The sequence below is a fragment of the Pseudomonas sp. E315 genome, assembly GCF_055406205.1.
Map to the genome: position 1 here is coordinate 585,298 of NZ_JBUZPJ010000001.1, position 26,674 is coordinate 611,971.

22 protein-coding genes are annotated in these 26,674 nt (G+C 58.6%); 15 read left to right on the top strand and 7 right to left on the bottom strand.

Features of this window, described 5'->3' with window-relative positions; genetic code table 11:
- The first annotated feature begins 86 nt into the window (after window positions 1-86).
- The gene (locus tag ACZRJQ_RS02755) at window positions 87-1,646 is read left to right on the top strand and encodes a L,D-transpeptidase family protein (RefSeq protein WP_463976866.1); all 1,560 of its coding nucleotides are present in this window, start codon (window positions 87-89) and stop codon (window positions 1,644-1,646) included.
- A 91-nt stretch (window positions 1,647-1,737) separates the two neighbouring features.
- Window positions 1,738-2,826 (top strand): NAD(P)H-dependent flavin oxidoreductase, encoded by a 1,089-nt coding sequence (locus ACZRJQ_RS02760; RefSeq protein ID WP_463976867.1) that lies wholly within the window; start codon window positions 1,738-1,740, stop codon window positions 2,824-2,826.
- A gap of 10 nt (window positions 2,827-2,836) precedes the next feature.
- On the opposite strand, the gene ACZRJQ_RS02765 is transcribed toward ACZRJQ_RS02760, so the two are convergent.
- The 6 genes from ACZRJQ_RS02765 to ACZRJQ_RS02790 form a co-directional block, all read right to left on the bottom strand.
- Window positions 2,837-4,150 (bottom strand): spinster family MFS transporter, encoded by a 1,314-nt coding sequence (locus ACZRJQ_RS02765; RefSeq protein ID WP_463976868.1) that lies wholly within the window; start codon window positions 4,148-4,150, stop codon window positions 2,837-2,839.
- 76 nt (window positions 4,151-4,226) lie between these two features.
- Window positions 4,227-5,249: a 4-hydroxy-2-oxovalerate aldolase gene (gene dmpG / locus ACZRJQ_RS02770; protein WP_463976869.1), complete on the bottom strand. Its 1,023-nt coding sequence runs from the start codon at window positions 5,247-5,249 to the stop codon at window positions 4,227-4,229.
- Between the two features lie 10 nt (window positions 5,250-5,259).
- Window positions 5,260-6,189 carry an acetaldehyde dehydrogenase (acetylating) gene (locus tag ACZRJQ_RS02775; RefSeq protein ID WP_463976870.1) on the bottom strand — a complete coding sequence of 310 codons (930 nt, stop codon included), beginning with the start codon at window positions 6,187-6,189 and terminating at the stop codon, window positions 5,260-5,262.
- A 36-nt stretch (window positions 6,190-6,225) separates the two neighbouring features.
- A complete protein-coding gene (locus ACZRJQ_RS02780) occupies window positions 6,226-7,017 on the bottom strand; it encodes a fumarylacetoacetate hydrolase family protein (RefSeq protein WP_463976871.1) in 792 nt (263 codons plus the stop codon).
- Between the two features lie 25 nt (window positions 7,018-7,042).
- Entirely contained in the window at window positions 7,043-7,816 is a 774-nt protein-coding gene (locus ACZRJQ_RS02785) for a glucose 1-dehydrogenase (RefSeq protein ID WP_463976872.1), read from the bottom strand.
- A gap of 48 nt (window positions 7,817-7,864) precedes the next feature.
- The gene (locus ACZRJQ_RS02790) at window positions 7,865-8,845 is read right to left on the bottom strand and encodes a flavin reductase (protein WP_463976873.1); all 981 of its coding nucleotides are present in this window, start codon (window positions 8,843-8,845) and stop codon (window positions 7,865-7,867) included.
- A gap of 190 nt (window positions 8,846-9,035) precedes the next feature.
- Between ACZRJQ_RS02790 and ACZRJQ_RS02795 the strand changes: the two genes are divergently transcribed.
- The 8 genes from ACZRJQ_RS02795 to ACZRJQ_RS02830 all read left to right on the top strand — a co-directional run bounded on the left by ACZRJQ_RS02795 (window position 9,036) and on the right by ACZRJQ_RS02830 (window position 20,440).
- Window positions 9,036-10,472, top strand: coding sequence for a coniferyl aldehyde dehydrogenase (locus tag ACZRJQ_RS02795; RefSeq protein ID WP_463976874.1), 1,437 nt, complete (start codon window positions 9,036-9,038; stop codon window positions 10,470-10,472).
- A gap of 78 nt (window positions 10,473-10,550) precedes the next feature.
- Window positions 10,551-12,131 (top strand): amidase, encoded by a 1,581-nt coding sequence (locus ACZRJQ_RS02800; RefSeq protein ID WP_463976990.1) that lies wholly within the window; start codon window positions 10,551-10,553, stop codon window positions 12,129-12,131.
- A 160-nt stretch (window positions 12,132-12,291) separates the two neighbouring features.
- A complete protein-coding gene (locus ACZRJQ_RS02805; RefSeq protein ID WP_463976875.1) occupies window positions 12,292-13,479 on the top strand; it encodes an acyl-CoA dehydrogenase family protein in 1,188 nt (395 codons plus the stop codon).
- Between the two features lie 103 nt (window positions 13,480-13,582).
- Window positions 13,583-15,328 carry an FAD-binding protein gene (locus ACZRJQ_RS02810; RefSeq protein WP_463976876.1) on the top strand — a complete coding sequence of 582 codons (1,746 nt, stop codon included), beginning with the start codon at window positions 13,583-13,585 and terminating at the stop codon, window positions 15,326-15,328.
- Entirely contained in the window at window positions 15,325-17,019 is a 1,695-nt protein-coding gene (locus ACZRJQ_RS02815) for an FAD-binding protein (protein ID WP_463976877.1), read from the top strand. The genes ACZRJQ_RS02810 and ACZRJQ_RS02815 overlap by 4 nt, the downstream gene beginning before the upstream one ends.
- Before the next feature lie 11 nt (window positions 17,020-17,030).
- Window positions 17,031-17,792 carry an SDR family oxidoreductase gene (locus ACZRJQ_RS02820; protein WP_463976878.1) on the top strand — a complete coding sequence of 254 codons (762 nt, stop codon included), beginning with the start codon at window positions 17,031-17,033 and terminating at the stop codon, window positions 17,790-17,792.
- 1 nt (window position 17,793) lies between these two features.
- A complete protein-coding gene (locus ACZRJQ_RS02825) occupies window positions 17,794-18,825 on the top strand; it encodes a 2Fe-2S iron-sulfur cluster-binding protein (protein ID WP_463976879.1) in 1,032 nt (343 codons plus the stop codon).
- 19 nt (window positions 18,826-18,844) lie between these two features.
- Window positions 18,845-20,440 (top strand): FadD3 family acyl-CoA ligase, encoded by a 1,596-nt coding sequence (locus tag ACZRJQ_RS02830; RefSeq protein ID WP_463976880.1) that lies wholly within the window; start codon window positions 18,845-18,847, stop codon window positions 20,438-20,440.
- 761 nt (window positions 20,441-21,201) lie between these two features.
- Here the strand turns inward: ACZRJQ_RS02830 and ACZRJQ_RS02835 are convergent.
- Window positions 21,202-21,987, bottom strand: coding sequence for an enoyl-CoA hydratase (locus ACZRJQ_RS02835; RefSeq protein WP_463976881.1), 786 nt, complete (start codon window positions 21,985-21,987; stop codon window positions 21,202-21,204).
- A 142-nt stretch (window positions 21,988-22,129) separates the two neighbouring features.
- On the opposite strand from ACZRJQ_RS02835, the gene ACZRJQ_RS02840 reads away from it, so the two are divergent.
- From ACZRJQ_RS02840 to ACZRJQ_RS02860, 5 genes are read left to right on the top strand one after another with little or no spacing between them, the layout of a single operon-like run.
- A complete protein-coding gene (locus tag ACZRJQ_RS02840; protein ID WP_463976882.1) occupies window positions 22,130-22,915 on the top strand; it encodes an SDR family oxidoreductase in 786 nt (261 codons plus the stop codon).
- 54 nt (window positions 22,916-22,969) lie between these two features.
- A complete protein-coding gene (locus ACZRJQ_RS02845; RefSeq protein ID WP_463976883.1) occupies window positions 22,970-23,938 on the top strand; it encodes a bifunctional MaoC family dehydratase N-terminal/OB-fold nucleic acid binding domain-containing protein in 969 nt (322 codons plus the stop codon).
- Between the two features lie 9 nt (window positions 23,939-23,947).
- Window positions 23,948-25,081 (top strand): acyl-CoA dehydrogenase family protein, encoded by a 1,134-nt coding sequence (locus tag ACZRJQ_RS02850; RefSeq protein WP_463976884.1) that lies wholly within the window; start codon window positions 23,948-23,950, stop codon window positions 25,079-25,081.
- Entirely contained in the window at window positions 25,053-25,472 is a 420-nt protein-coding gene (locus ACZRJQ_RS02855; protein ID WP_463976885.1) for a MaoC family dehydratase, read from the top strand. Before ACZRJQ_RS02850 ends, ACZRJQ_RS02855 begins: the two co-directional genes overlap by 29 nt.
- A gap of 18 nt (window positions 25,473-25,490) precedes the next feature.
- A complete protein-coding gene (locus tag ACZRJQ_RS02860) occupies window positions 25,491-26,669 on the top strand; it encodes a lipid-transfer protein (RefSeq protein WP_463976886.1) in 1,179 nt (392 codons plus the stop codon).
- The last annotated feature ends 5 nt before the right edge of the window (window positions 26,670-26,674 follow it).

Genomic DNA, 26,674 nt, shown 5'->3' on the forward strand with positions numbered 1-26,674 from the left:
TTGTTTAAGATGCTAGCCTTACGGTGTTTTGCGACTGCGCATGCGGTTGACTTTCAACCTGATACTCATGGACTGGAGTTAAGCAGTTGTTCAAAAAACACGCATATTACTTCAGCATCGCCTTGCTCGCTGTGCCACTGGTCGCGATGGCAGAGCCGTTGCCCATTGATACCGCTAACCCACTCCAATTGGCGCTTACTCAATTACCGCAGGCGTGCCCGAGTTTGGCAGCGCATGTGGACGCGCCGACACAGCAGTTGTTGCAGGCGTTTTATCAAGCACAGAACTATCAGCAGATATGGTCTGTCGATGGGCGTTTGATCGATCTGCAGTCGGCCTTACCGACACTGGCGGATGATGGCCTGGACCCGCGCCACTATTCATTGCCTAAGGCCAATGGGCTGTGTGCTGATATAGAAATCAGCCAGCGTTATTTGCAAGCTTTACAGGATTTGCATTACGGCCGTTTGAACCAGTCGCGTTTGGAGCCGGTATGGCATGCCACAGAAGTGCCCCGTGATCGGCAAGCCGAGATTCTGGCCATCGCTGAACCGGGCCTGCACAACGTGGCACAGGCTTTCGAGCAGGCGCGGCCTACTCTTGAACTTTATAAAAACCTGCGCCGGGTTTATGCCCAGCAACGACAGCTACCCTTGGCGCAATGGCAACCCCTGCCAAGCGGCCCTTTGCTGCGTCCAGGTATGCAAGATGCGCGGGTTCCGGCGTTGGCCCAACGGTTGCTGAGTGAGGGCTACTTGAATCATCAACCTGTATTGAGTGCCAATACCTACACTGATGAACTGGCGGCGGCGGTAAAAAGTTTTCAGCTCAGCCATTCGCTGCAAGCCGATGGTGTGATCGGTGAGGGCACGCTGAAAGAGATGAACGTCAGCCCCTCAGTACGGCGTGAGCAGATGCGCATTAATCTGGAACGTTTTCGCTGGATGGCTCAGGATTTTGAGCCCACCAGTTTGCTGGTCAATGTGCCCGCCGCCCATTTGACTGTTTATCAAAACGGTATGCCCGTTTGGCAAACCCGCACCCAAGTTGGGCGTGCCGATCGCCAAACGCCTTTGCTCAAATCCAGGGTGACACGCCTGACCCTGAACCCAACCTGGACCATCCCTCCGACCATTTTTCGTGAAGACAAACTGCCGCAAATTCGTCGTGATCAATCGTTTCTGAGCAGGCACGACTTGCAGGTGCTCGACAGCCGCGGGCAACCTATCGCGGCGCACAATGTTGATTGGGATCGCCCGGGCAACATTCTTCTGCGTCAGGGCGCTGGCCCACGAAATCCATTGGGGAAAATAGTGATTCGCTTCCCTAATCCGTTTGCTGTGTATTTGCACGACACGCCCAGTCAAGCGCTGTTCAGTAAAGGCCCAAGAGCTTTCAGTTCGGGTTGCGTGCGGGTTGAGTCGGTTTTTGAACTGCGTGATTGGCTGGTCAGCCCAGCCGAAAAAGTGCGCACCGAACAGTTGCTGAGCACCGGCCTGACCCATGAGTTTCGGCTGGGTACACCGGTTCCCATTCTGATGACGTACTGGACTGCGCAAGCGGACGAAAACGGCAAAGTTGTGTTTGCCCCCGATATTTACGACAGAGATCGCGCCTTGATTGCTGCACTGGCCAACACGCGCTAACCCATAAGCGCAGAAGCGGGCGGGCGCTTGTCGTCCGGTCAAACCTGCCTCTACTATGCAACGCCCGATTATTGACCGTGGAGTGATGCGTATGGACAGCTGGCCAGATTCACGTTTTATCGAGCTGGTGGGTATCAGCGCGCCAATTATTCAGGCGCCTATGCTAGGTGCTGGCGCACAGATGATGATTGGCGTTGCCAAGGCGGGTGGGCTGGGCTCTTTGGCGTGCGCCACGCTGAGTCTGGAGGCCATTCGCGCTGAGGTTCAGACCTTTCGAGATGCCTGCGACCAGCCGCTGAACCTGAACTTCTTTTGTCATCCAGCCCCGCAATATGACGAGGCCCGCGCTCAGCAGTGGAAGGCACTGTTTAAGCCCTATTACACGCAGCTGGGGGTGGATTTTGATGCCCCAACCCCGGTATCGAGCCGCGCGCCCTTTGATGAAGCGACTTGTTTGTTGGTGGAAGAGTTACGCCCGCAAGTGGTCAGCTTTCACTTTGGCCTGCCGTCGCCTGAATGGGTTGCTCGCGTAAAAAACAGCGGCGCGAAAATCCTCAGCTCCGCCACCACGGTTGAAGAGGCTCAGTGGCTGGAGCGCAATGGCTGCGATGCCATTATTGCGATGGGCCTTGAAGCCGGCGGTCACCGGAGCATGTTTTTAAGCAGTGAGTTGAACACTCAGCTAGGAACATTGGCTTTAGTCCCGCAGATTGTTGATGCGGTATCAGTGCCGGTGATTGCAGCGGGCGGCATCGCCGATGCGCGTGGGATAGCGGCGGCATTTGCCTTGGGTGCAAGTGCCGTGCAAATCGGTACTGCTTACCTGTTTTGCCCGCAGGCCAAACTGGCTCAGCCCCATTACCGCGCCCTGCGCGAGGCCGGTTCGAGTGATACCGCGCTGACCAACCTGTTTACTGGGCGGCCTGCACGCGGCATCGTTAACCGCGTGATGCGTGAACTGGGGCCGATCAACCCTTTGGCCCCTGCGTTTCCTTTGGCGGGCGGGGTGTTGTTGCCACTCAAGGCCAAATCTGAGCCAACAGGCAGTGGCGACTTCATCAACTTATGGGCAGGGCAGAGCTTTGCACTGAGCCCCGGGCGTCGTGCCGAACTGTCATCCAATGCGCTGACCCAATGGTTTATTGACGATTTTTTTGCTCGCTCCAACGACCCGCGCTGAGCAAGCTTCATTAGGTGCTCGGGGCTGCGTGAAGGTAGCCAATGTGGCTGGCGTGGGTTGAGGCGCGAATTAGCAACACAATGGCGCCAACCACAGGCAAACACACCAGCAGCAACCCATAACGCAACGATTCAACGCCAAACAACGGTTGCAGCGCATCACTGAACAACCCGGCCAGCAAAGGGCCGACGCCGATACCCAGCAGCGTTGAAATAATGGTCTGCAAGGCCATTGCCGTGCCTCGACGGTTGGCTGGGACTAATTGGGTGACCAAGTTATAAGACGGGGCCACCCACCACACCACGAAAAAGCTATAAAGCGCACACCAGAGCATCGAACTGGGAATGGGAACCCCTGCCCAGTGTGTCCAGACCGTGTTGGGCCACAGCAGGTAGGCGAACAGGGCTAGGGTTGCGGCCAAATGCCCAATGATTGGAATGCCCACTTGCCAATGCGGGTTGCGCGGTGTCAGGTGATCGCTCAGCCAACCGCTGAATAACCCGCCCACCCCGGCAAAACCACCGCCCACAACTCCCGCCAACAAACCGGCGTGTTGCAGTGATAAGCCATGGGAGCGCACCAGAAAGCTGGTGTTCCACATGCCGATGGCATACGAGCTGAGTGTGGTCAAACCACCGGCCATGATCAGGCAGCGGAAAGCCGGTAATGCCCAGAGCTTGCGCGCTTCATGGCTCATGCTTTGCAACGGATGCTCTGCATGAGCATTGGCCAGGTCCCAGCGGCCTCGGGCGGGGTCTTTGACCACAAAACCCAGCAAGCTTGAAAACAACAACGCGGGCAAGCCAATCACGATAAACGCTGTGCGCCAGCCATACTGCTCGACCACCCAAGCGCCAAGGCTCAGGCCAATAACGGCCGAAAAGGTCGGTGCTGCGGTGAAGCAGCTAATGGCAAATGAGCGTCGGTGGGGCGGGTACAAGTCGGCAATAATCGACATCGAAGCCGAGGTGGTAGGGGCCTCACTCACAGCAACGGCCATGCGCGCCAGCGCCAATACCAAAAAGCTGCCTGCCAGACCACACGCCATTGTTGCCACAGCCCATAAAAGACAGGACATCGCCAGCAAGCGGGTGCGCGACATGCGATCAGCCAAGCGCCCGGCTGGCAACCCTAGCAGCGCGTAGACACCGGCAAAGGCCAGCCCGGAAATCAGCCCCATCGCGGTATCGCTGACCCCGAATTCGTTTTTGATGGGCTCAATCATGACCGCCAGAATCTGGCGCCCAACAAAGTTGTCGGCAAACACAACGGCCAGCAATAACAGCAACCCGTGGCTGCGCCAGCCGACCTGAGTAGTGGACATAATGAGCTTCCCAATCACCTAAAAACGACAAAGGCGCTGACGCGCAATGCGCCAGCGCCTTGGCTAGTCACGTGGCTTACGCCCGTTGGCGGGCCAGGGTCATGGCAGTGTCTTCGATCATGTCTTCCTGACCTCCGACCATGCCGCGGCGTCCCATTTCCACGAGAATCTCCCGGGCCGGTACGCCGTACTTTTTCTCGGCGCGTTTGGCGAATAACAGGAACGAGCCGTACACCCCGGCATACCCCATCGTCAGCGCATCGCGGTCACTGCGGATAGGGAAGTCCATAATCGGCACCACCAGATCCTCGGCCACGTCTTGAATGCCAAACACGCTAACCCCGGTTTCGATGCCCATGCGATCACATACAGCCACCAGAATTTCCATGGGAGTGTTACCCGCCCCAGCCCCCAAGCCTGCGGCTGCTGCGTCAATCCGGGTGGCGCCAGCTTCAATCGCAGCGATGGAGTTTGAAACGCCCATCGACAGGTTGTGATGGCCGTGAAAGCCGATTTCAGTGTCTGGGTGCAGCGCTGCGCGCATGGCGGCCACTCGGGCCTTGATGTCGTGGGGCAGCATGTAACCCGCAGAGTCGGTCAGGTAAATGCAGTTGGCGCCGAAGCTCTCCATCAGCTTGCCTTGCTTGACCAAGCCCTCGGGGCTGTTCATATGCGCCATCATTAAAAAGCCCACGGTATCCATGCCCAGCTTGCGCGCGTAAGCGATGTGCTGCTCCGACACATCCGCTTCGGTGCAATGGGTGGCCACACGGATGGTATTAACCCCCAGCTCATAGGCCATTTGCAGGTGATCGACGGTGCCGATACCCGGTAGCAACAGGGCCGACACCTTGGCTTGCTTCATCATCGGGATCACGGCCGACAGGTATTGCTCATCGGTATGTGCCGGGAAACCGTAGTTCACTGAACTGCCGCCCAATCCGTCGCCGTGGGTCACTTCAATCAGGGGCACACCCGCCGCATCAAGCCCGCAGGCGATGTCTTTCATTTGTTGCAGGCTGATCTGATGACGCTTGGGGTGCATGCCGTCGCGCAGGCACATGTCATGCACGGTAATTTTTTTGCCGCGAAGATCCATGATCAACTCCTTATACGAGGGCAGGTTGCGGGGATGAGGCTTTGAGTTGCAGTTCGCCCTTGAGGATCTCCTCAGCAAACATTTCAGCCGTACGGGCGGCAGCGGCGGTCATGATGTCCAGGTTGCCCGCGTATTTGGGCAGGTAGTCGCCCAAGCCTTCGACTTCCATGAAAATCGACACTCGGTTACCGTCGAACACAGGGCCGTTCACCAGCTTGTACCCCGGCACGTACTGTTGAACTTGCTCGATCATGTTGGCAATCGCTAGGCTGATCGCGGCTTGGTCCGGCTCGGTTTCGGTCAGGCAATGCACGGTGTCACGCATAATCAACGGCGGCTCCGCCGGATTGACGATGATGATCGCCTTGCCTTTTTTGGCACCGCCCACCTGCTCAATGGCACTGGCGGTGGTACGAGTGAATTCATCAATGTTTTTGCGGGTGCCGGGGCCAACCGATTTGGACGCCGCCGTGGCGACGATTTCGGCATAACTCACCGGTTGTACGCTGGACACTGCCGCCACCAGCGGAATGGTTGCTTGACCGCCGCAGGTCACCATGTTGACGTTCATGGCGCCGCGCTTGAGATTGGCTTTCAGATTCACTGGAGGCACGCAATACGGGCCGATAGCGGCCGGGGTCAGGTCAATCATCAGCACCCCCAGTTCGTTGAGCTTGCGGCTGTTTTCAGCGTGGACATAGGCCGAAGTGGCATCGAAGGCAATCTGAATGTTGTCTTCCAGCACATGTGGTAACAGCCCGTCGACTCCGTCGCTAGTGGTTTTGAGGCCCATCTCGCGGGCACGGCTCAGGCCTTCGGAGGTGGCGTCGATACCCACCATCCACACCGGTTCCAACACATCACTGCGCAGTAATTTGTACAGCAGATCAGTGCCGATATTGCCCGGTCCGATCAGGGCGCATTTTATTTTTTTACTCATGGGAAGGCTCTCGAACGGGAGGATAGGAAGCCGCTGTCAGGGCACAAAGCGCAGACGGGCAGAGCCCAGACCGCTGAGGGTCAGGCTGACTTCATCTCCGGGTTGCACCGGCACCAGTGGTGCCAAGGCCCCGGAAAGGATGATTTCGCCCTTGCGAAACGGTATGTCGAACTTGCCCAGCGTATTGGCCAGCCACGCCACGGCCTCACAAGGATGGCCTTGTACTGCTGAACCAAAGCCGTGGCCGGCGGGTTGGCCATTTTTGAGCAGGTGCAACTCGACCTTGGCCAGGTCCACCTCGCGCGGGTCGATACGTTGCTCGCCAAGGGCAAACACGCCACACGAAGCGTTATCGGCCACGGTGTCCTGAATCCGGATTTTCCAATCGGCAATACGCGAATCGACAATCTCAAAACACGGCACCACCCATTGACTGGCAGCCATCACGTCGTCAGCGGTAATGGCGGTGCCATGCAGGTCTTCACCCAAAATAAAGGCAATTTCGCCCTCGGCTCGGGGCTGTACCAAACAGTGAGCGTTGAAGCTCACATCGCTGTCATCGGTTACCTGCATGCGATTGGTCAAAAAGCCAAAGTCAGGCTGATGCACATCGAGCATTTCTTGCACGGCGCGACTGGTCACGCCAATCTTTTTGCCCACCACCAGCTCGCCCAAGGCTTCCCGACGCTGCAAAAAGCGCAGCGAAATCCGGTAAGCCGTTTCCAGCGTCAAGTCTGGGTAACGCTGGGTCAGTGGCTGCACACTGCGCCGCTCACGCAAGGCGTGAAACAGCTCATCGCCCAATGCTTCAATCAACTGTGTGTCCATACGTGCTCACTCTAAAAGTCTTGAATCAACCCGGCCACACACTCGACTCGGCGCCACCGTCCACTTCCAGGATCTTGCCTGTCACCCAACGTGATGCCGGGCAAGCCAGATACAGCGCCGCCGCTGCTATGTCTTCGGTTTCGCCAAGACTTTGCAGGGGCGTGGCTTTGATCATGCCTTCACGCATTGCCACGGGCAGCACGCGGTTCAAGGCATCGGTCAGGATCGGGCCGGGGGCGATGCCGTTTACCCGCACTAATGGAGCGAAGTCCTGTGCCAGCAAGCGGGTCATGTGACTCAACGCTGCCTTGGCCGTGCCATAGGCGCTGAACTGGGTTTGGGCGTAGCGCGCCGCGCCCGAGGTGATGTTGATGATGTTGCCGATTCCGGCGTCGCGCATGTGCGGGACGCACAGTTGGCTCAGGTGATAGGCCGAGGACACGTTAAAACGCATGATTTCTTCAAAGCGCTCAACGCTTAGCGTCAGCGGATCATTAGGGCCGGCCCCGCCTGCGTTGTTCACCAGGTGGGTGATGCGGCCCATCTGTTCGCGGGCTTGAATGATCAACGCGGTGCGCTGCTCGGTGTTAGTGACGTCGCAACTGATGGCCAGGGCGCGGCGGCCTAGGCTGCGAACTTCTTCAGCAACGGCTTCTACGTCGTTCAGGGTGCGTGCCGCGAGCACCACATCAGCCCCCGCGTGGGCATAAGCTAGGGCAATCGCGCGGCCAATTCCGCGCCCGCCGCCCGTGATGACCGCCACAGAGTCAGTCAGGGTGAAACGCTCAATAATGTTCATAAATAAACCTATTCCTTAGTGATTCAGAACCCTCGTCATAGTCAAGGCTTAACGCGGCGCCCACAAATCAGGCAAGCCAGGATCGCTGGCCGCAATCAAGCGCTTGAGCAACACCTTAAGCGCTTGAGCGTCACCGGGGCCAAGTTTGGCTGAGATGCTCTCTTCAACTGCTTTGGCCAGCGCGAGCTGCTGCAACGACGTTTCTCGACCATTGGCCGTCAGCACATAACGTGGTTCTTGGGCGCTGCCTTCAACGGCAACCAGATTTTGCCGTTCAAGGAAGCGCATGCTCGCGGCCGTGACCACGTGCCCGGTGTAACTGACGAAGGTGTTGATCTCGGTCAGGCTCAGGTTGTCGCGAATGCACAGCACGGACAGGATAAAAAACGCGTGCTCGTCCAGTTGCTGATTGCTCAGTAAACGGTGCAGGGCATCCAGTAATTGATAGTGGCCGCGCCCCAGTAGATAACCGAGCAGGTCTTCGGTGTAGCTGCATTCTGGCGGTGGCGGGGTGGTTGCCAGTCGCAACTCGCTGCGGGGCTTGCGGGTTGCCAGCGCGTATTGCCCGCTTTGAAAGGCTAGCGGCGCTCGGTCGCTGTGATCAAAGGCCAGCACCTCGCCAACAAAAATCACATGGTCGCCGCCTTCGTATTGAAAAGCGGTGCGGCACTGAAAGCGTGCTGTGCAGTCTTGCAACAGCGGCGCTTCACTGATGCCGTTGTCGAGGTCGATTTCGGCAAACTTGTCCTCGCCCTGCATTGCAAAGCGCCCGGACAGCGGCTCTTGCTCGGTCGACAGCACATGCACGTTCCAGTGCTTGCCCGAGGTGAATACCGGCAGGCTGCGAGCAGACTTGGCCAGACTCCACAGCACCAGAGGTGGGTTTAAAGACACCGAGTTAAAACTGTTCGCGGTAATTCCGATGGGCGAGCCGTCTTGTGCCTGAGTCGTGATGATGGTCACGCCCGTGGTAAAGGTGCCCAACGCGGTGCGGAATGCCTGCGGGTCGAAACTGCTTTGCACTGCCATGATGAACCTCATGGATTGAATTTTCGTGCTGGCAGTATTGGCTTCTGAACAGGGTGCTACATCGTCTTAACGGACTAACGAATCCGGCTGATTATCGTCCGATTGGACGAGGCTTTTAGAGGGGAAAGTGACTAGCGTCGGCCTATCGACTAAACGGTCATTAGCGCACTGCCCTTTAGAGGACTCTTGAATGCCTTGTACCCAAACAACTGCCGAACACTTGTCGAGCGTATTGGCCGCACAGAAAGCCGCTTTTATCGCCGCAGGCCCGGTGACGGCGGCCCAACGTCAGGCGCGCATCCAGCGGGTCATTGAGCTGCTGGTGCGTTATCAGCAGCCGTTGGTTGAAGCAATGGACGCTGATTTTGGGGGGCGGCCTCAAGGCTTTTCGCTAATGAACGACGTGCTCGGTTCGCTGGCCTCTCTCAAATACGCCCGAGATCACCTTGCGCACTGGATGGAGGATGAGCCGCGCGAAGTGTTCCCGCCCTACGATCAGATGGGCGCAAAGGCTTGGGTCATGCACCAACCCAAAGGTACGGTCGGGATTATTGGCACGTGGAACGCACCTTTGTTCACTGTACTCAGCCCACTGGCGTGCGTACTGGCAGCGGGCAACCGGGCGATTCTCAAACCTTCGGAAGTGGTGCCGCGTACCGCCCACGTATTGGCGCAGGCCTTTGCAGACATGTTCGACCCGCTGGACGTTGCGGTTGTGACGGGGGATGAGCAGTTGGCCCAAGTGTTTACTGCGCAACCTTTCGATCACCTGGTTTTTACCGGCAGTACGGCGGTTGCACGCAGTGTGATGCGTAACGCGGCTGAAAACCTTGTGCCGTTGACGCTGGAGTTGGGCGGCAAATCACCGGTGATCATTTCGCGCACGGCTGATTTGGCCAAAGCGGCTTTCAGCATTGCAGTGGCCAAGGCCAACAATGGTGGGCAAATTTGCATCAACCCAGATCTGGTGTACGTCCCTCGCGAGCAACTGGAAGACTTTATCGGTGTGCTGGGCGCGGCCTATGGCGAGCTGTTCCCGCAGATCGATGCTAACCCAGATGTTGTGGCAGTAATCAACGCTCGGCATTTGCAGCGCATTGAGGGTTATGTCGAAGATGCGCGTGCGCGGGGTGCTCGAGTCGAGAGCTTCCCGCAAACCTTGGCTGCCAATGCCGAGCAACGTCGACGGCCTTTACAAGTGGTCATCGACCCGCCGAGCGATAGCCAGATCCTGCATGAAGAGATTTTTGGCCCAGCACTGGTGTTGCTGCCCTATGACCAGCTTGACCAAGTGTTATCTGATATCAACGGGCGCGAGCGACCACTGGCCCTGTATTACTTTGGGCATAGCCCCGAAGAGCAGCAGTACGTGTTGCAACACACGATTTCAGGCGGCGTGACCATTAATGACGTGATGATGCACGCGGCCTTGCACGATGCGCCATTTGGCGGTGTGGGGGCCTCAGGCATGGGGCATTATCACGGCCGCGAGGGGTTTTTAGAATTCAGCCATATGCGCACTGTGTTCAAGGCACCGGCCCATGATCCGCGCCGTGAGTGGGGCCTGTTGCCACCCTATGGCGAGCACTTCCAGCCGACCATGCAATCGATGGTCACCGCAGATTGAAGTGGGCGCTTGCGGTTATCCGCTATTTAAAACAATAAAAAATCGAATCGGAGATGTGCCTTGGATACCCCAGTTTCGTTGTCGGCAGTTACCCCACAAGTCCCATCCGATCACCCTCAGGCCTCAAGCGGTTGGCCGCGCCGTCATGTGCTCAAAGCCGGGGCATTGGCTGTGGGTGCGGGCGTGCTTGGGCGGTTTGCCAGTGCCGCCAGTGGCGTGGCGGTTAGTGCTCAAGACTATGGCGCGATGGACGCCTGGGACATGGCCCGCGCAGTGCGTGCCGGTGAGCTACGCCCCGAAGAACTGCTGGCCGCTGCGATGGCGCGGTGTGATGAGGTTAACCCCAAGGTCAAGGCGGTCAATATGCGCCACGACGACTATGCCCAAGCGTTGTTGAGTGCTCGGCGGACTGCGGGCACAGCCGCCTCGGGCGCCTTGGCCGGGGTGCCGATTCTGATCAAAGATCTCAATACCTACCTGGAAGGCACACCCACCAGTAACGGTTGTCGCCTGTTCAAAGAGGCGCCTGCTGCGCCGCATACCAGTACGTTGATCGCCCGTTATCAGGCGGCTGGAGCGGTACCCTTTGGCAAAACCACCTGCCCGGAGTTTGGGTTAACCACCACCACTGAATCCCTGTTGTGGGGGCAAACCCGCAACCCGTGGAATCTGGCCATGAGCGCAGGCGGGTCATCTGGGGGCGCAGCCTCGGCTGTCGCCGCGGGTATTGTGCCTGTGGCCCATGCCACGGATGGCGGCGGCTCGATTCGTATTCCGGCGTCTTATTGTGGGTTGGTCGGCCTTAAACCTGGCCGCTACCGCACCCCCAGCGGGCCGGGGAAATTTGAAGGCTGGTTTGGGGCCAGCGTGGGTAATGTGGTGTCACGCAATGTGCGCGATATGGCGTTGTTTCTGGATGTGGGGCAAGGGCATGAAGCCGGTAGCCCTTATTGGACGCAGCCGCTGGATCGCCCGTATATCGAAGAGATCGGCATTGCACCGGGGCGCTTGCGCGTCGCTCTGGTGCGCGACTCGCTGACAGGCTCGCCGCTGGACCCCGCCATTGCCAAGGTGCTCGATGACACCGCCAAACGCTTGTCGGCGTTGGGGCATAACGTTGAAGAGCTACGCTTGCAGATTGATCCCCAACAACTGTTCGGCGCACATGGCGCGGTGATTGGCGATGCGTTGCTGACAATGGTGCATGATCGTGAAAAAGTCATGGGCCGTGCAGCCACGGCACAAGATTTTGAAATCATTACCCAAGTGGTGCTAGATCGCGCGCAAAAAGTCACCGGAGAAGGGCTGTACCGGGCACGCCAGTCGTTTGAAACCATTGGCGATTACATGGCGCAGCAGTTCCAGACCTACGACATCCTCCTCTCGCCCGTAACCGCCAACCTCACGCCTGAACTGGGCCTGCTGACGTTGAACCAGTCTTGGGACAGTTACGCCCACAAAGCTATGGGCAGTGCGGCATTTACCGTGCTGGCCAATGTCAGTGGGCAACCGGCGATTTCGTTGCCCGTGGGCATGAGTGACAACGGCTTGCCCATCGGCATGATGTTTACCGGGCCTATAGGAGGCGAAAACGTGCTGTTGCGACTGGCCGCACAGCTTGAACAGGATCGTGCGTGGGCCAAGCTGCCCACTGTTTGAGGCAATGGCGGGGGTGGGCTGAACCTTGATCGTGATTAACCGCCTGCCCGGCTAAGCTGCCTAGTCCGCTTTGACGATGATCACGCTTGCGCCAAGTCGGATTATTCGTCCTACACCGCCCGCGCATTCGCGCAGCGAGAGACTGACGGAGAACAGACGGATGGATCACACACGAGAGAAAAGTCCGATAGAGCTTGAGCTGCTTGAACGTGCGCGCGCACTGATACCGGCGCTAAAAAGCCGCTCGGCGCAGGCCGACAAAGACTGCAAACTACCCAACGAAACCATTCGTGACTTGCAGGAAGCGGGCTTGCTGCGTGCCTTGCAGCCAAAAATGTGGGGTGGCCATGAAGTCGACCTGCGCACCTTCTTTGAAATCCAAATGACATTGGCCGAAGGCTGCATGTCCACCGCGTGGGTGTATGGCGTAGTGGGCGTTCACCCTTGGCAGTTGGCGCGCTACCCCCTTGAGGCGCAGCGGGATGTGTGGGGCGAAGACAGCAGCACTCTGGTGGCTTCGACCTACATGCCGGTGGCCAAAGTCACACCGGTCAAGGGCGGTTATCAAGTCAGCGGTCGCTGGGGGTTTTCTAGCGGCAGCCAGCACGCGCAATGGTGTTTGTTGGGTGGCATTGTTCCGCAAGATGAAATGGGGCCTACCGAGCACGGCACCTTCCTGATCCCGGCCAGCGATTACCGCATTGAGCAAAACTGGGACGTGGTGGGCCTGCGTGGCAGTGGTAGCCACGACATCGTGGTTGAAGACGTGTTTGTGCCAGCACACCGTGTGCAGCGCACCAACAACTACAGCGTTGAAGCCACACCGGGTCGTTTGATCAACACCAACCCCATGTATTCGATTCCATTCGCTCAAGTGTTTGTACGTGCGGTGTCTACCTCGGCCATTGGTGCCTTGCAAGGCGCAATCAACGAATTCTGTGACAACGCAGCCAAACACATTGGCAAACACGGCGCCAAAACGGCGGAAGACCCAGCAGCTCAAGCGGCTGTGGCCGAAGCGATTATCACGGTGGACTCGCTCAAGCTGGTGCTGCTGCGTAACTACAGCCATTTGCTGGCGTTAGCGGAAGCGGGCGAATACCCGGATGTCGAAACCCGTTTGCTGTATCGCTACCAGTCGTCGCACGTCACCAACGTGTGCGCCGATCGCGCCAGCGACCTGTTGCGCTCAATGGCGGGGTCGGGGTTGTACAACACCAACCCGGTTGCGCGTTATTTCCGCGACTTGCATCAGGCCCGCGGCCACATTGCCAATAACGAGGCGGCCTACCGTCGCAGTTACGGCACTGTGCAACTGGGCTTGCCAAACCCCGATCCTTTTGTCTGATTCGCGCTGTTGCTCCAACGGCGTTGATTGACGGGGCCAGCGGTGTGAACGCCGCTGGCCCCGTCACCATGAATTTCTGACCTCAGCGGATGGCATAACAATAATGACGGCTCAAGTTCAGTCTCAATTTAGCTATGACGTAATCATTGTCGGCTCCGGTGCTGGCGCCATGACCTCGGCTGTGTTTGCGGCCGATCAAGGGTTGTCCGTATTGATCGTCGAGAAAAGCGACAAATATGGCGGCACGTCGGCGATCTCCGGTGGCGGTATCTGGATTCCCAACAACCATTACTTCGCGGCCATTGGCGGGCAGGACAGCGCTGAGTTGTCGATGCAATACCTGAAGGCAGCGACAGGCGAACATGGCGATCAAGCGCGGTTGCAGGCGTATCTGGACAACGCAGCGCCCATGATCAAACAGCTCACGGCCAACAGCCGTGTACGTTATGCCGTGGCCGAAAAATACCCGGATTATTACCCGCACTTGCCGGGCGCTTTAGCCGGTGGGCGCACGTTGGACCCTGAACTGTTTGACACCAGTCTGCTAGATGAGGAGCTGCCTAACCTGCGCAAACCTTCGCCGTCTACCTTGCTGATGGGGCGCATCGCCTGGACAGCCCGCGATGCGCATAAGGCAATGGCCCGCAGCTTTGGTTGGCAATGGCTGATTTTCAAACTGATGGCGCGCTACAAACTGGACTTCAAATGGCGGCGAAAAAGCAAATACGACCGCCGCGCTGCCCTTGGCAGCTCGCTGGTGGCCTCGTTGCGACGCTCCTTGATGGACCGCAAAGTGCCGGTATGGCTTAACACCGATTTTCAAGACGTGCTGATCGAAGAGGGCCGCGTGAGCGGGATTAAGGTCAACGCCGGTGGCAAGGTGCTTGAACTTAAGGCCTCGCGTGCCGTGATCTTCGGTTCAGGGGGGTTTGAGCAGAATCAAACCCTGCGCGAGAAATTCTTGCCACAGCCCACCCGCGCCAGTTGGAGCGCCACACCGCCGGGCAACAACACCGGCGCGGCGTTGGAAGCGGGCATCAATATCGGCGCGGCCACAGCCCTGATGGGCTGGGCCTGGTGGGCGCCGACCATTGCCGTGCCCGGCGAAGAAAAACCCCGTGGTGTATTTGCCGAGCGGGCGTTTCCGGGCGCCATTGTGGTCAACAGCCTAGGGCAGCGCTTTGTTAACGAAGCGGCGCCGTATCTGGAATTTGTCGACGCCATGTACACCGACAACCAGAAAACCGGCGGTCGTTCGGTGCCATCGTGGGTGATCTTCGATGCTCACTTTCGTTTCACGTATGCGATGGGGCCGCTGATGCCAGGGCAAGTCGTGCCTGACAGCCGGTTGCGTAAAGAATGGCTCAATACCGTGTACTGGAAGGCCGACAGCCTGGATGCACTGGCTATGCAAATTGGCGTTGAACCCGCCGGGCTCAACAGCACCGTGCAAAAGATCAACGGCTATGCGCAAACCGGTGTCGATCTGGATTTTGGGCGCGGGGGCAATGTGTTCGACCGCTACTACGGTGATAGCAACATCAAACCCAATCCATGCCTGGCACCGCTGCGCAAAGGGCCGTATTACGCCATGCGCCTGGATGCAGGCGATATCGGCACCAAGGGTGGCCTGCTGACCAATCAACATGGACAAGTGGTACGCGAAGACGGCCAACCGATTGCGGGCTTGTATGCCATTGGTAACTGTTCAGCGTCGGTGATGGGCACCAGTTACCCCGGTGCTGGCGGCACATTGGGGCCTGCCATGACCTTTGGTTACATCGCGGCCAATCACATCGCCCGTCACGCTCAAACCACAGCTACTACAACGTGTGAGGCCGCGCTATGAGCCGGACCAGCACCAGCAGTAACACAGACATCCTTGCGCCATTGCGGGTAACCGATCCGGCTCAGCAGCAGTGGCACGACACCTGCGATGTGCTGGTGATCGGTTGGGGGGCGGCTGGGGCTTGCGCCGCGCTTGAAGCTCAGGCCTGCGGGGCGAAGGTGATCGTCGCCGATCGTTTTACCGGTGGCGGGGCCAGCGCTAAAAGCGGGGGCGTGGTGTATGCCGGAGGCGGTACTCGGCAACAGCAGGACGCCGGTTTCAATGACAGTCCGCAGGCCATGTTCGACTACCTCAAGCATGAAACCCAGGGCGTGGTCAGCGATGAGACCTTGCGAAAATTTTGCGCCGAGAGTGTCAGTAACCTCAACTGGCTCGAAGGGCATGGCGCACGCTATGCCCACAGCCTGCCGCCGGGTGGCAAAACCTCTTATCCGTCCGACGGCTACTTTCTGTATTACAGCGGCAATGAGCTGGTGCCTGCCTATGCCGGTGAGCAACCCCCCGCACCACGCGGCCATCGCACAGTGGGCAAAGGCCAGTGCGGAGAGGTGTTATATGGGCATTTGAAAGACGCTTGCTTACGTGCCGGGGTACAACCGCTGTTGCAAGCTGCGGCGCGTCGTCTGGTCATCGACGACAGCGGGCGGGTGATTGGTGCGCAACTTTCGCGAATGCCAGCGGGCACCCGCCAGGCGCAGCTCCATGCGCGGCTGGCCGCACGGGCTGAACGCCTGCAAAACTTCGCGCCGGGGTATTGCGATCGCTTACGCCAACGCGTTAGCCAGTTGGAACACGATCATGCGCAGCCGATCTTGGTGCGAGCCCATCGCGGGGTCATCCTCAGCACCGGCGGTTTTATCTTCAACCGCGATTTGATTCGCGAGCACGCGCCCAAATTTCGTCGCAATTTCAAAGTCGGCGCCACCGGATGTGATGGCAGTGGTTTGCGTTTGGGCCAGTCAGTTGGCGCCCAAAGCGACCGTTTAAGCCGGGTTTCGGCCTGGCGTTTTATCAACCCACCGTTTTGCTGGCCCAAGGGAATTGTGGTTAACACCCAGGGCCAGCGCTTTTGTAACGAGGAAGTTTACGGCGCCACCCTCGGCCAGCCGCTGTGCGAAGAGCAGGGTGGCAATGCCTGGTTGGTGCTGGACAAGCGCTTGCGTAAACAGGCCATTAGCCAAGCTTTGTTTGGTGGCTATTGGTGGTTCCAGAGTTTGCCTGCACTGGCACTGATGCTGCTGCGGGTGCGCAAGGGCCATACCCCCGACCAACTGGCGAGCGCGTGCGGCATGCAGGCCGACCAACTCAATGGCGCGCTGCAGGCTTATAACGCGGCTGCCCGAGGCACCGCGCCAGATGCCTTTGGCAAGTCTCAAGCCAGTCGTCAGGTACTCGACCAAGGGCCGTTTTACGCGTGTGACATCAGTGTTGGCAATCCGGTGTTCCCGCTGGGAGCACTGACCTTGGGCGGGCTTAAGGTTGACGAACACAATGGCGCCGTTCTCGATGACAACGGTCAGCCGATTGCGGGGTTGTTTAGTGCCGGGCGCACCGCCATTGGTGTCGCCTCACACCTCTACATCAGCGGCTTATCACTGGCCGATTGCGTGTTTTCCGGGCGTCGCGCCGGACGTGCGATCAGCGCTGCGGTTGAGCCACAGGCTGACAGTCTGGCCCTTGAGCCCCTATGAAGGAGAACAGCATGAGCGCACGCGTTGAAGGCAAGGTGGCTTTAATTACCGGGGGCGCCAGTGGCGTCGGTCGGGCCAGCGCACAGTTGTTAGCGCGAGAAGGCGCAACCGTGATCATCAGCGATATCGACGTCCCAGCAGGCTTGGCGCTGGCCGAAGAAATCGGCCCGCAAGCGCTGTTCATGGCCCACGATGCGGCCAGCGAGGCAGATTGGGGGCGGGTAATCGACGACATCCGCCAGCGTTTTGGGCGCCTGGATGTGTTGTTCAACAACGCTGGGATATTGCTCAAGGGCGACATTGAGAACACCGATTACGCCGACTGGCAGCAGGTGCAGCGGGTTAACTCTGACAGCGTGTTTCTGGGGTGTCGCGCTGCCATTGGTTTGATGAAAGAGGGGGCGGGCGGCTCGATCATCAATATGTCGTCCATCGCAGGCGTGGCCGGGCGCGACGATTACGCCGCTTACAGTGCGTCCAAAGGCGCAGTGGCCGCACTTTCACGCTCGGTGGCGGTGCTGTGCCGCCGCCGCAAATATCGCATCCGCTGCAACTCATTACACCCGGACGGCATTCTCACGCCCATGACGGTCGAGTCCTTTCCAGCCGGGCTTGACCCTTTGAGTCTGACCATTGACGCCGACCCGATGTTTCGCATGTGTTTGCCCGAAGACGTAGCGGCCAGCGTATTGTTTTTAGCCAGTGATGAGTCACGGGCCATCAGTGGTATTGAGCTGAGGATCGACAGCGGCCAGTTTGTGATGAGTATTTGATATGAACTCACCTGCTTACATTGCTCTGCGCGTGGCGCAAATCGTCACGGAAACCGCCGATTCCCGCTCGTTGGTGTTCGACGTGCCGGCATCGTTGCGCGAACAGTTTCGCTACAAATCCGGTCAATTCTTGACCCTGCGGGTGCCGTTTGAGGGCGGGTGGTTGCCGCGTTGCTACTCGTTATCAAGTACCCCACTGGAAGACGAGCCGCTGCGTGTCACCATCAAACAAGTGCGTGATGGCCGCGCCTCTAACTGGTTGTGCCAGCAGTTACGCGAAGGTGATCAGCTTGAAGTCCTGCCCCCGGCCGGAGTGTTTGTGCCCCGGCATTTTGACGATGACTTTGTGCTGTTTGGTGGTGGCAGCGGGGTTACCCCAGTGTTGTCGATTCTGCGCTCGGCATTGATTGCGGGCAGTGGACGTATTTTGCTGATCTACGCCAACCGCGACGAAGCCTCGGTGATCTTCGCTGCTGAGCTCAAGGCTCTGGCCAGCGCCTACCCGCAGCGTTTACAAGTGATTCACTGGCTGGACTCAGTGCAGGGTATTCCAGCGGTTGCGCAGTTGGCGCAATTGGCCCGCCCGTTTGCTCATGCCCAAGCCTTTATCTGCGGGCCGGGGCCGTTTATGGACGCGGCGGTCAGCGCTTTGCAGAACATTGGCATGGCGCACGGGCGCATACACGTCGAGCGTTTTGTCTCGTTGCCCGAAGAAGGCAGCGTGGCCGCACCCGCGCCGGTCAATACCGATGTGATTGGCAGCCAACTGTCGGTTCGCCTGGATGGTGAAGAATTCGAAGTGCCGTGCGCCGAGGGTGAAACCTTACTCAGCGCCATGCAACGGGCGGGGTTGAGCCCGCCCAGCTCATGCTTGGTGGGCTCTTGCGCCACCTGCATGTGTACCGTGGAGCGCGGTAGCGTCGAGATGCTGCGCAACGATGCCCTCGATCAACAAGAACTCAACGATGGCTGGGTATTGGCGTGTCAGTCAGTGCCCAACAGTGAACACCTGCGTGTGTGCTTTCCCGAATAACCCGCCAGACGAGTGAACCATGACTGCAAGCCTGAACACCCTGACGCACCGCGCACCGAGCACCATCCCTGAGCTGCTGCTAAGTGCCGCTAGACACCACGCAGGGCGCACGGCCATCGAAGAAAATGGCCAGACCACGGACTATCGCGACCTGCCGCGTCTGGCACTGGCCGTGACACGCAGTCTGATGGCGCAGGGCATCCGCAAGGGTGATCGAGTGGCAATTTGGGCGCCCAATGGTCGGGACTGGATCATCGCCGCGCTGGGCATTCATTGCGCAGGGGCGGTCATGGTGCCGATCAATACCCGCATGAAAGGCAGTGAATCTGCCGACATCCTGCACCGCAGTGGCGCTCGCCTGCTGTTTATCCAACCGAGTTTTCTGGGTGTGGACTACCTTGCACTGCTGGCACCGTATCGCCCGGAGGGCCTTGAGTGTTTGGTGTTACTGGGTGAGACCTGTGTGCTCAGCGAGAAGGACATGGGCTGGGATGAATTTTTGACCATGGGTGCCACCATCAGCGAGTCCCGTGCTCAAGCGCGCGCCTTAAGCCTTGAAGCCACTGACCTGAGTGATTTGCTGTTCACCTCTGGCACAACGGGCAAACCCAAAGGCGTGATGAGCGCCCACGGGCAAAACCTTAGAGCGTTTAGTGAATACGTCCACATCATCGGCTTGCAAGCGGGCGACCGCTATTTAGTGATCAACCCGTTCTTTCATGCCTTTGGTTACAAAGCGGGCTGGCTGACCTGTTTACTGGCGGGCGCGACGATTTTGCCGCACCCGGTATTCGATGCCGAAGCGGTGTTTCAACGCATAGCCGCAGAGCGCATCAGCGTGCTACCGGGCCCGCCGACTTTATACCTGTCGATGCTGGCCCATCCCAAACTGGCCGAAACCGACTTGTCGAGCTTGCGCATTGCGGTAACCGGTGCCGCGACTATCCCACCGATACTGATTGAACGCATGCGTCGCGAGCTGGGCTTTTCAGTGGTTACCACCGCTTACGGGCTGACCGAGTGCGGCGGGCTGGCCACCATTTGTGACCCGACCGATGCCGCCGCCACCATTGCTGGTACCAGCGGGCGGGCGATTCCGGGGACGGAGGTCAGCATTCGTGACCCTCACAACCAGGCGTTAGCAGCAGACCAGCCGGGGGAAATCTGCCTGCGTGGTTTTCACGTCATGCAGGGCTACTTCGAAGACCCGCAAGCCACGGCACAAACCATCGACAGCGAAGGTTGGTTGCACACGGGAGATATTGGCGTGCTCGACCAGGCCGGGAACTTGCGCATTACAGATCGTCTTAAAGACATGTTCATCGTGGGCGGTTTTAACTGCTACCCGGCGGAGATTGAAGCCGGCTTGATTGAGCATCCAGCGATTGCGCAAGTAGCCGTTATCGGCGTACCAGACGAACGCATGGGGGAGGTGGGGTGTGCGTGCGTGGTGTTGCGTCATGATCAGGTGCTGGATGAAGCGGGGCTGATTCAGTGGGCTCGTGAGCACATGGCTAACTATAAAGTGCCAAGAATGGTGCGGTTTTTTGAGGCGTTGCCAGTGAATGCGTCGAACAAGGTGGCCAAGAATGAATTGCGGGCGGGGTTTAGATAGTGACTGTGTACCTCTGAAGCTGCTGCAGGCTGAGATCTTCTGATCACTCTTGAGGGCATATCCATTTGATGCGCTATGGCGCTTTACGGGTTGCGCCCTTACGGCGCGTCACTTTTGCCAAACAGCCGCAAAAGTAACCAAAAAGGCCTTGCCCCAGCGTGCGGCTTTCGCTGCGCTCAAGTTCCCTCGCTACGGCCCCGCTCCGTGGGCACGCCGTGACGGGCCATCCTTGGCCCAACACGGCTCTCCCGGCTTCCTGCCGGGAGACCCACTGCACAGAACCTACACTCGGCCTTCCGAAGGGGCCTGTAGATCAAAATCAAAAGCGAAAAAACAAGAAACAAAAAACAAAAAACAATTACGGGTTTGATCTAAAAAACCAACTGCTGCCACCCAATAATCCAGACGACTCAAAAGCCCCTTGCCAGCCGGCCGAATGTAATCGTTGCGCAGAGGGTAACCCGGCAGGAGCCGGGTTAGCGCTGTAGGGCATGGATGCCCGTACGGCGCGACCCACGTAGCGGCGATGGAATGAGGGAACCTTCGCGCAGCGAAGGCCAATGGAGGGGCAAGACTTTTTGGTTACTTTTGAGGCGTCTGTCAAAAGTGACGCGCCGTAAGGGCGCAACCCGTAGAAAAACGTTGCATATCAAATGGATATATACGCAGTAAAGATCAAAACCCTCGGTAGCTCCGATAAAAATACGGTTTAGCACAATGAAACCGCGCAGGAGCGCGCCGCGCCCACACAACATGTAATCCTAATACCCCTCAAACTTCGCCGAACGTTTTTCAATAAACGCCTGCATCCCTTCCTTCTGATCCCTCGAAGCGAACAACAACGCATTGGCCTTGCGCTCCAGCGCCAGCCCAGTTTCCAACGGCGCATCCACCCCCGCCAAAATCACTTCTTTAATTTGCTCAGCAGCCAGCGGCGGCATGGCCGCGATCAATGTAGCCATCGCCAAAGCATGATCCAGCACCTGTTCATCATCCACCACCTCACTCACCAACCCCGAAATCCAGGCTTCTTCTGCGGTGATCGGTTGGCCAGTCAATGCCATGCGCATAGCTTTAACTTTGCCCACGGCCCGTACCAGCCGCTGGGTACCGCCGATGCCCGGCATGATGCCGATGCGTATCTCCGGCTGACAAAACTTGGCACTGCGCCCGGCCACGATGATGTCGGCCAGCATCGCCAGTTCACAACCGCCCCCGTAGGCATAACCGCACACCGCCGCGATCACCGGTTTGGGACAGTGCTGGATCGGCGCCCAGACCCGTTCGGTGTGACGCTGGTAAATATCAATCGGGCCAACCCCGGCCATGCTGTTGATGTCACCCCCGGCCGCGAATACTTTGTCACCCCCGGTCAGCAGGATGCACCGCACCTCAGGGTTGATAGCCAGTTCACTGAAGTAACGCGACAACAACGCTTGCAGTTCAAGGCTCAAGGCGTTGGTAGCTTGCGGGCGGTTAAGGCGTAGCAGGGCAACGCCTGAGGCCGGGAATTCAAGTAATACCGGGGCGCTCGATAGGTCTGGCATGGGGTTCCTCATTGACAGGTGTTGTCGCACAGCGTGCGCTGGATTGTTGCTTTGCAGCGGTTGCGCTTCATCGTCCGTTCAGACGACGAGCACCCTGCCGATTGCCCCTAGAGTGGCTCCATCAGTACAAAAGGAGCGCGTCATGGGCCAACTCTCAGGGCTGGACTACAGCGGTAAGGTAGTGCTCGTCACCGGCGGCACTAAAGGCATCGGCGCAGGTATTGCCCGCAGTTTTCTGGAGGCTGGGGCGCAGGTGATTGTGTGTGGTCGAACAGCCCCTGAAGCATTGCCTCGGGCGGGTTCGGCGCAGGCGATTTACAGGGCCGCCGATGTGCGTGATGTGGATTCGCTCAAGGCTTTGTTTGAAGGCATTCAGGCTGATTTTGGGCGCCTGGATGTGGTGATCAACAATGCCGGTGGCAGCCCCGCAGCGGACGCAGCAACGGTATCGCCACGTTTTCATGAAGGCATTATTCGCCTCAACCTCATCGCCCCTTTGAATGTCGCTCAGCAAGCCAACGTGCTCATGCAGCAACAGGCAGACGGCGGCTGCATCGTGTTTATCGGCAGTATCAGCGCGTTGCGCGCTTCTCCCGGTACGGCGGCGTATGGCGCAGCCAAGGCGGGGGTGTTGGCGCTGGTGCAGTCGTTGGCGGTGGAGTGGGCACCCAAGGTGCGAGTGGTCGCGGTCAGCCCGGGGTTGGTCCTGACCGAGCAATCGCATCTGCATTACGGCAATGAACAAGGGGTTGCAGCCGTGAGTGCGGGGATACCTGCCGGGCGGATGGCAGTGCCTGAAGATATCGGTAATGCCTGCCTTTTTATTGCCTCGCCAATGGCCGGTTATGCCAGCGGATGCAACTTGTTATTGCATGGCGGGGGCGAGCGCCCGGCTTTTCTTGGCGCGGCGCAGAGCGCTGCTCACTGATCGACCTTCAGCGGCGACCAGTGGGTCGCTGCTCTTAATACGCAGGAGACGAACTTGGCTGACTCACAATTGCTGTCCGAGGTGCGCGCTCTGGTAGGGCGCGAATATGGTCGCGTGTACGCTTGGGACGAGGTCAATGCCCCGATGATCCGCCAGTGGTGCGAGGTTATGGGCGTCGAAAATCCGCAGTACACCGACTCAACGTATGCCGCCAACAGTGTGCAGGATGGGCTGGTCGCTCCCGCTGGCATGTTGCAAGTGTGGTGCATGGAAGGGCTGCACGCGAATAACTACGCGCCCGGCTCCACCACCGAGAACCCGTATGAAGTGCTTAAGCTGATTGAGTCTTACGGGTACGCGTCGGTGGTGGCTGTCAACTCTGAGCTGACCTTCAATCGCAATCTGCGCTTGGGCGAAAAGCTGTACTACACCACGCGACTGGAGTCAGTCGGTGATGAAAAAACCACCGGGTTGGGCACGGGTTTTTTTGTCACGCTGGTGATGAGCTATTTCGTCGAGCACAAAAATGGCGACGAAGCAGTGGGCGAATTGTTGTTTCGGGTTTTCAAATTTCGCCCGGCCAATAACCACAAAGTTGAGGCTGCTCCTGCCGCCAAGGTTGAAGCCAAGCGCCCCAAACCGGGGATGAGCGATGACACCCGATTCTTTTGGGAAGGGTGCGAGGCGGGCAAGTTGCTGATTCAGCGCTGCACCCAATGCCAAACCTTGCGCCACCCACCAGCGCCGGTGTGCATCGAATGCCATTCGTTTGATTGGGACAGCGTTGCAGCCAGTGGCCGCGCCAACTTGTATTCGTTTGTGATCATGCACTACCCCGAAGTTGCACCCTTCGATCATCCCAACCCGATTGGGTTGATTGAGCTGGAGGAGGGCGTGCGCTTGGTGGCAGGGCTGGTTGGTGTGCAGCGCGAAGACCTGAAAATTGGCCAGCCTTTGCAACTCGAATTTCAGACCTTTGACGGTGAGTTGACCTTGCCGCTGTTCCGGCCAGTGGTCGAGTAAGGGGGCAGCATGGATTTCGATTTTTCTGAAGATCAAGGCGCTATTGCCGAAATGGCGGGCAACGTGTTTGCCGACTATTGCACGGATGATCGTTTACGCCAGTTTGATGTGGGCGATCAGGCCTTTATGGCCCCGTTGTGGCAACTGTGTGTAGAAACCGGCCTGCAAGCGCTGGCCATCCCCGAAGCTCAAGGCGGCAGTGGCTTGGGCATGACCGAGCTGATGCTGGTACTGCAAGCTCAAGGCCAAGCGCTGGGGCAGGTGCCGCTGTGGCGTCACCAGTTGGCTGCGGCGACGTTGGCTCATTGTGCCGCGCCTGCGTTGCATGCTTGGGTCACTGAAGCGGCCGCCGGCCGGGCCTTGTTAACGTTGGACATCGGCGCCTTGAACAGTGCGCAGGGCATCGCGTTGCAGGCTCATCCAAGTGACCAGGGCTGGTGCCTCACTGGTCGCGTTTGCGCGGTGGCGTTGGCGGAGCAATCGCAGGCTGCATTGTTGTTGGTCAGCCTTGAGGGGCAACCGCGGCTGGCGCTGGTAGAGCTGGCGTCCAAGGCTATCAAGCATGTGCCGGGCCGTTTGACCCATGGCGAGGGCATTGCCGACTTGCACATTGAGTCGCTGCACATTGGCCATGAACACCTGCTGCCCGTTGCCGCGCTGGAGTGGCTGGAACCACGCACCACCGCCGCTCTGGCTTCGCTGCAACTGGGCGTCAGCGCCGAGCAAATTCGCCGCACCGTGGAGTACGTCACCGAGCGACGCCAGTTTGAACGCAGCATCGGCAGTTTTCAGGCGGTGCAAATGAGCATGGCCAACGCGCATATCGCCCTTGAAGCGTTGCGTAGCAGCCTGTGGCAATTGTGTTACCGGCTGGACGCGGGCTTGCCTGCACCGTCCGAAGCGTTGGCCACCGCGTGGCAGGCCTGTGAGGCCGGGCATTTGATTGGCCACAACGCACAGCACGTACACGGCGGCATTGGCGTCGACCTGACGTACCCGATGCATCGCTTTCTTTATTGGAGCCGCGCCTTGGGCTGTGCCCTGGGTGGGTCGGCTGCAAGCCTTGAACGCCTCGGCGATTGGCTGAGCCACAACGACAAGCTGGGATGGAAATATGACCTCCAAGAACACCAAGCGCTTTGATGACGTGCGTTGCGGCGAAGCACTGCCGGAGCTGGCAATCCCGATTACGGTGGCATTGGTCATGGGTGGCGCGATTGCCACGCGTGATTACTTCCCCGGTCACCATGACTTGCACGCTGCGCAGGAGCTGGGCTCACCGCACATCTTCATGAACATTCTCACCACCAATGGGCTGGTGCAGCGTTATGTCGAAGAGTGGGCTGGCCCTCAGGCGCGTTTCGCTTCATTGAAAATCAAGCTCGGCGCGCCGAATTACCCCGGTGACTGCATGACGTTCAATGGCGCGGTTAGCCATCAGGACGCGGCCACCCGCACGGTAGAAATAACCCTCAGCGGCAAAAATTCGATGGGCAACCACGTGACCGGTACGGTCGCGCTGGTTCTGCCCTGATAGCGGGAGACAACACGCATGACGCAATCGTCGATTTCCGGCCGTGCCGCCATTGTTGGCTTGGGCGCTACCGAATTTTCCAAAAACTCTGGCCGCACCGAACTGCGTCTGGCCCTCGAGGCGACCTTGAGCGCACTCAAGGACGCAGGTATTGATCCGTCTGAGGTTGAAGGCTTCAGCTCTTACTCGGTCGATAAAGTGCCCGAGTACGAAATCGCCCGTTTGTTGGGCTGCAAGGACGTTAAGTTCTTTTCGCAAGTGCCCCACGGTGGTGGCGCAGCCTGCGCCCCGATCATGCACGCCGCGATGGCGGTCGCCACGGGGGTGGCCAAGGTTGTGGTGGTGTATCGCGCCATGAATGAGCGTTCGTGGTATCGCTTCGGCAGTGGCAGTTATGGCTTTGCGTCCACACCGATCTTCGAGAACGTGAACTACGGCTGGTACATGCCACACGGCCTGCATACCCCGGCGTCCTGGGTGGGCATGTTTGCTCAGCGCTACATGCACACCTATGGCGCCACCTCCGAAGATTTTGGCCGTGTTGCTGTTGCCGTGCGTGATTTTGCCGCGACCAACCCAGCCGCGTTTTTCTATGGCAAGCCGATCACGCTGGAAGAGCATCAGGCGTCGCGCTGGATTTGCGAGCCGTTGCACTTGCTCGATTGCTGCCAAGAGTCTGATGGCGCGGTGGCGATGGTCATCACCTCGGCTGAGCGGGCCAAGGACTTAAAGCAAAAACCCGTGATGATCAAAGCTGGCTCCCAAGGCATTACCTCGGGCCAGCAAATCATGACCTCCTTTTACCGCGACGACATTACCGGGTTGCCGGAAATGGGCGTGGTTGCCAAAGAGTTGTATCGCCAGTCGGGGTTGGGCCCTGATGCGTTGCAAACCGCAATCATCTACGACCACTTCACCCCGTTTGTATTGCCGCAACTTGAAGAATTTGGCTTGGCCGAGCGTGGTGAAGCCAAGGAGTTTATTCGTGCCGGGCATCACGCTCGGGGCGGTAAGTTCCCGATCAACACCCACGGCGGTCAATTGGGCGAGGCGTATATCCACGGCATGAACGGCGTGGCCGAGGCCGTGCGGCAAGTACGCGGCAGTGCGGTTAACCAGGTTGATAACGTCGAAAACGTATTGGTCACCGCGGGCACTGGTGTACCTACCAGCGGCTTGATTCTTGGCACCGCCTAAGGAGT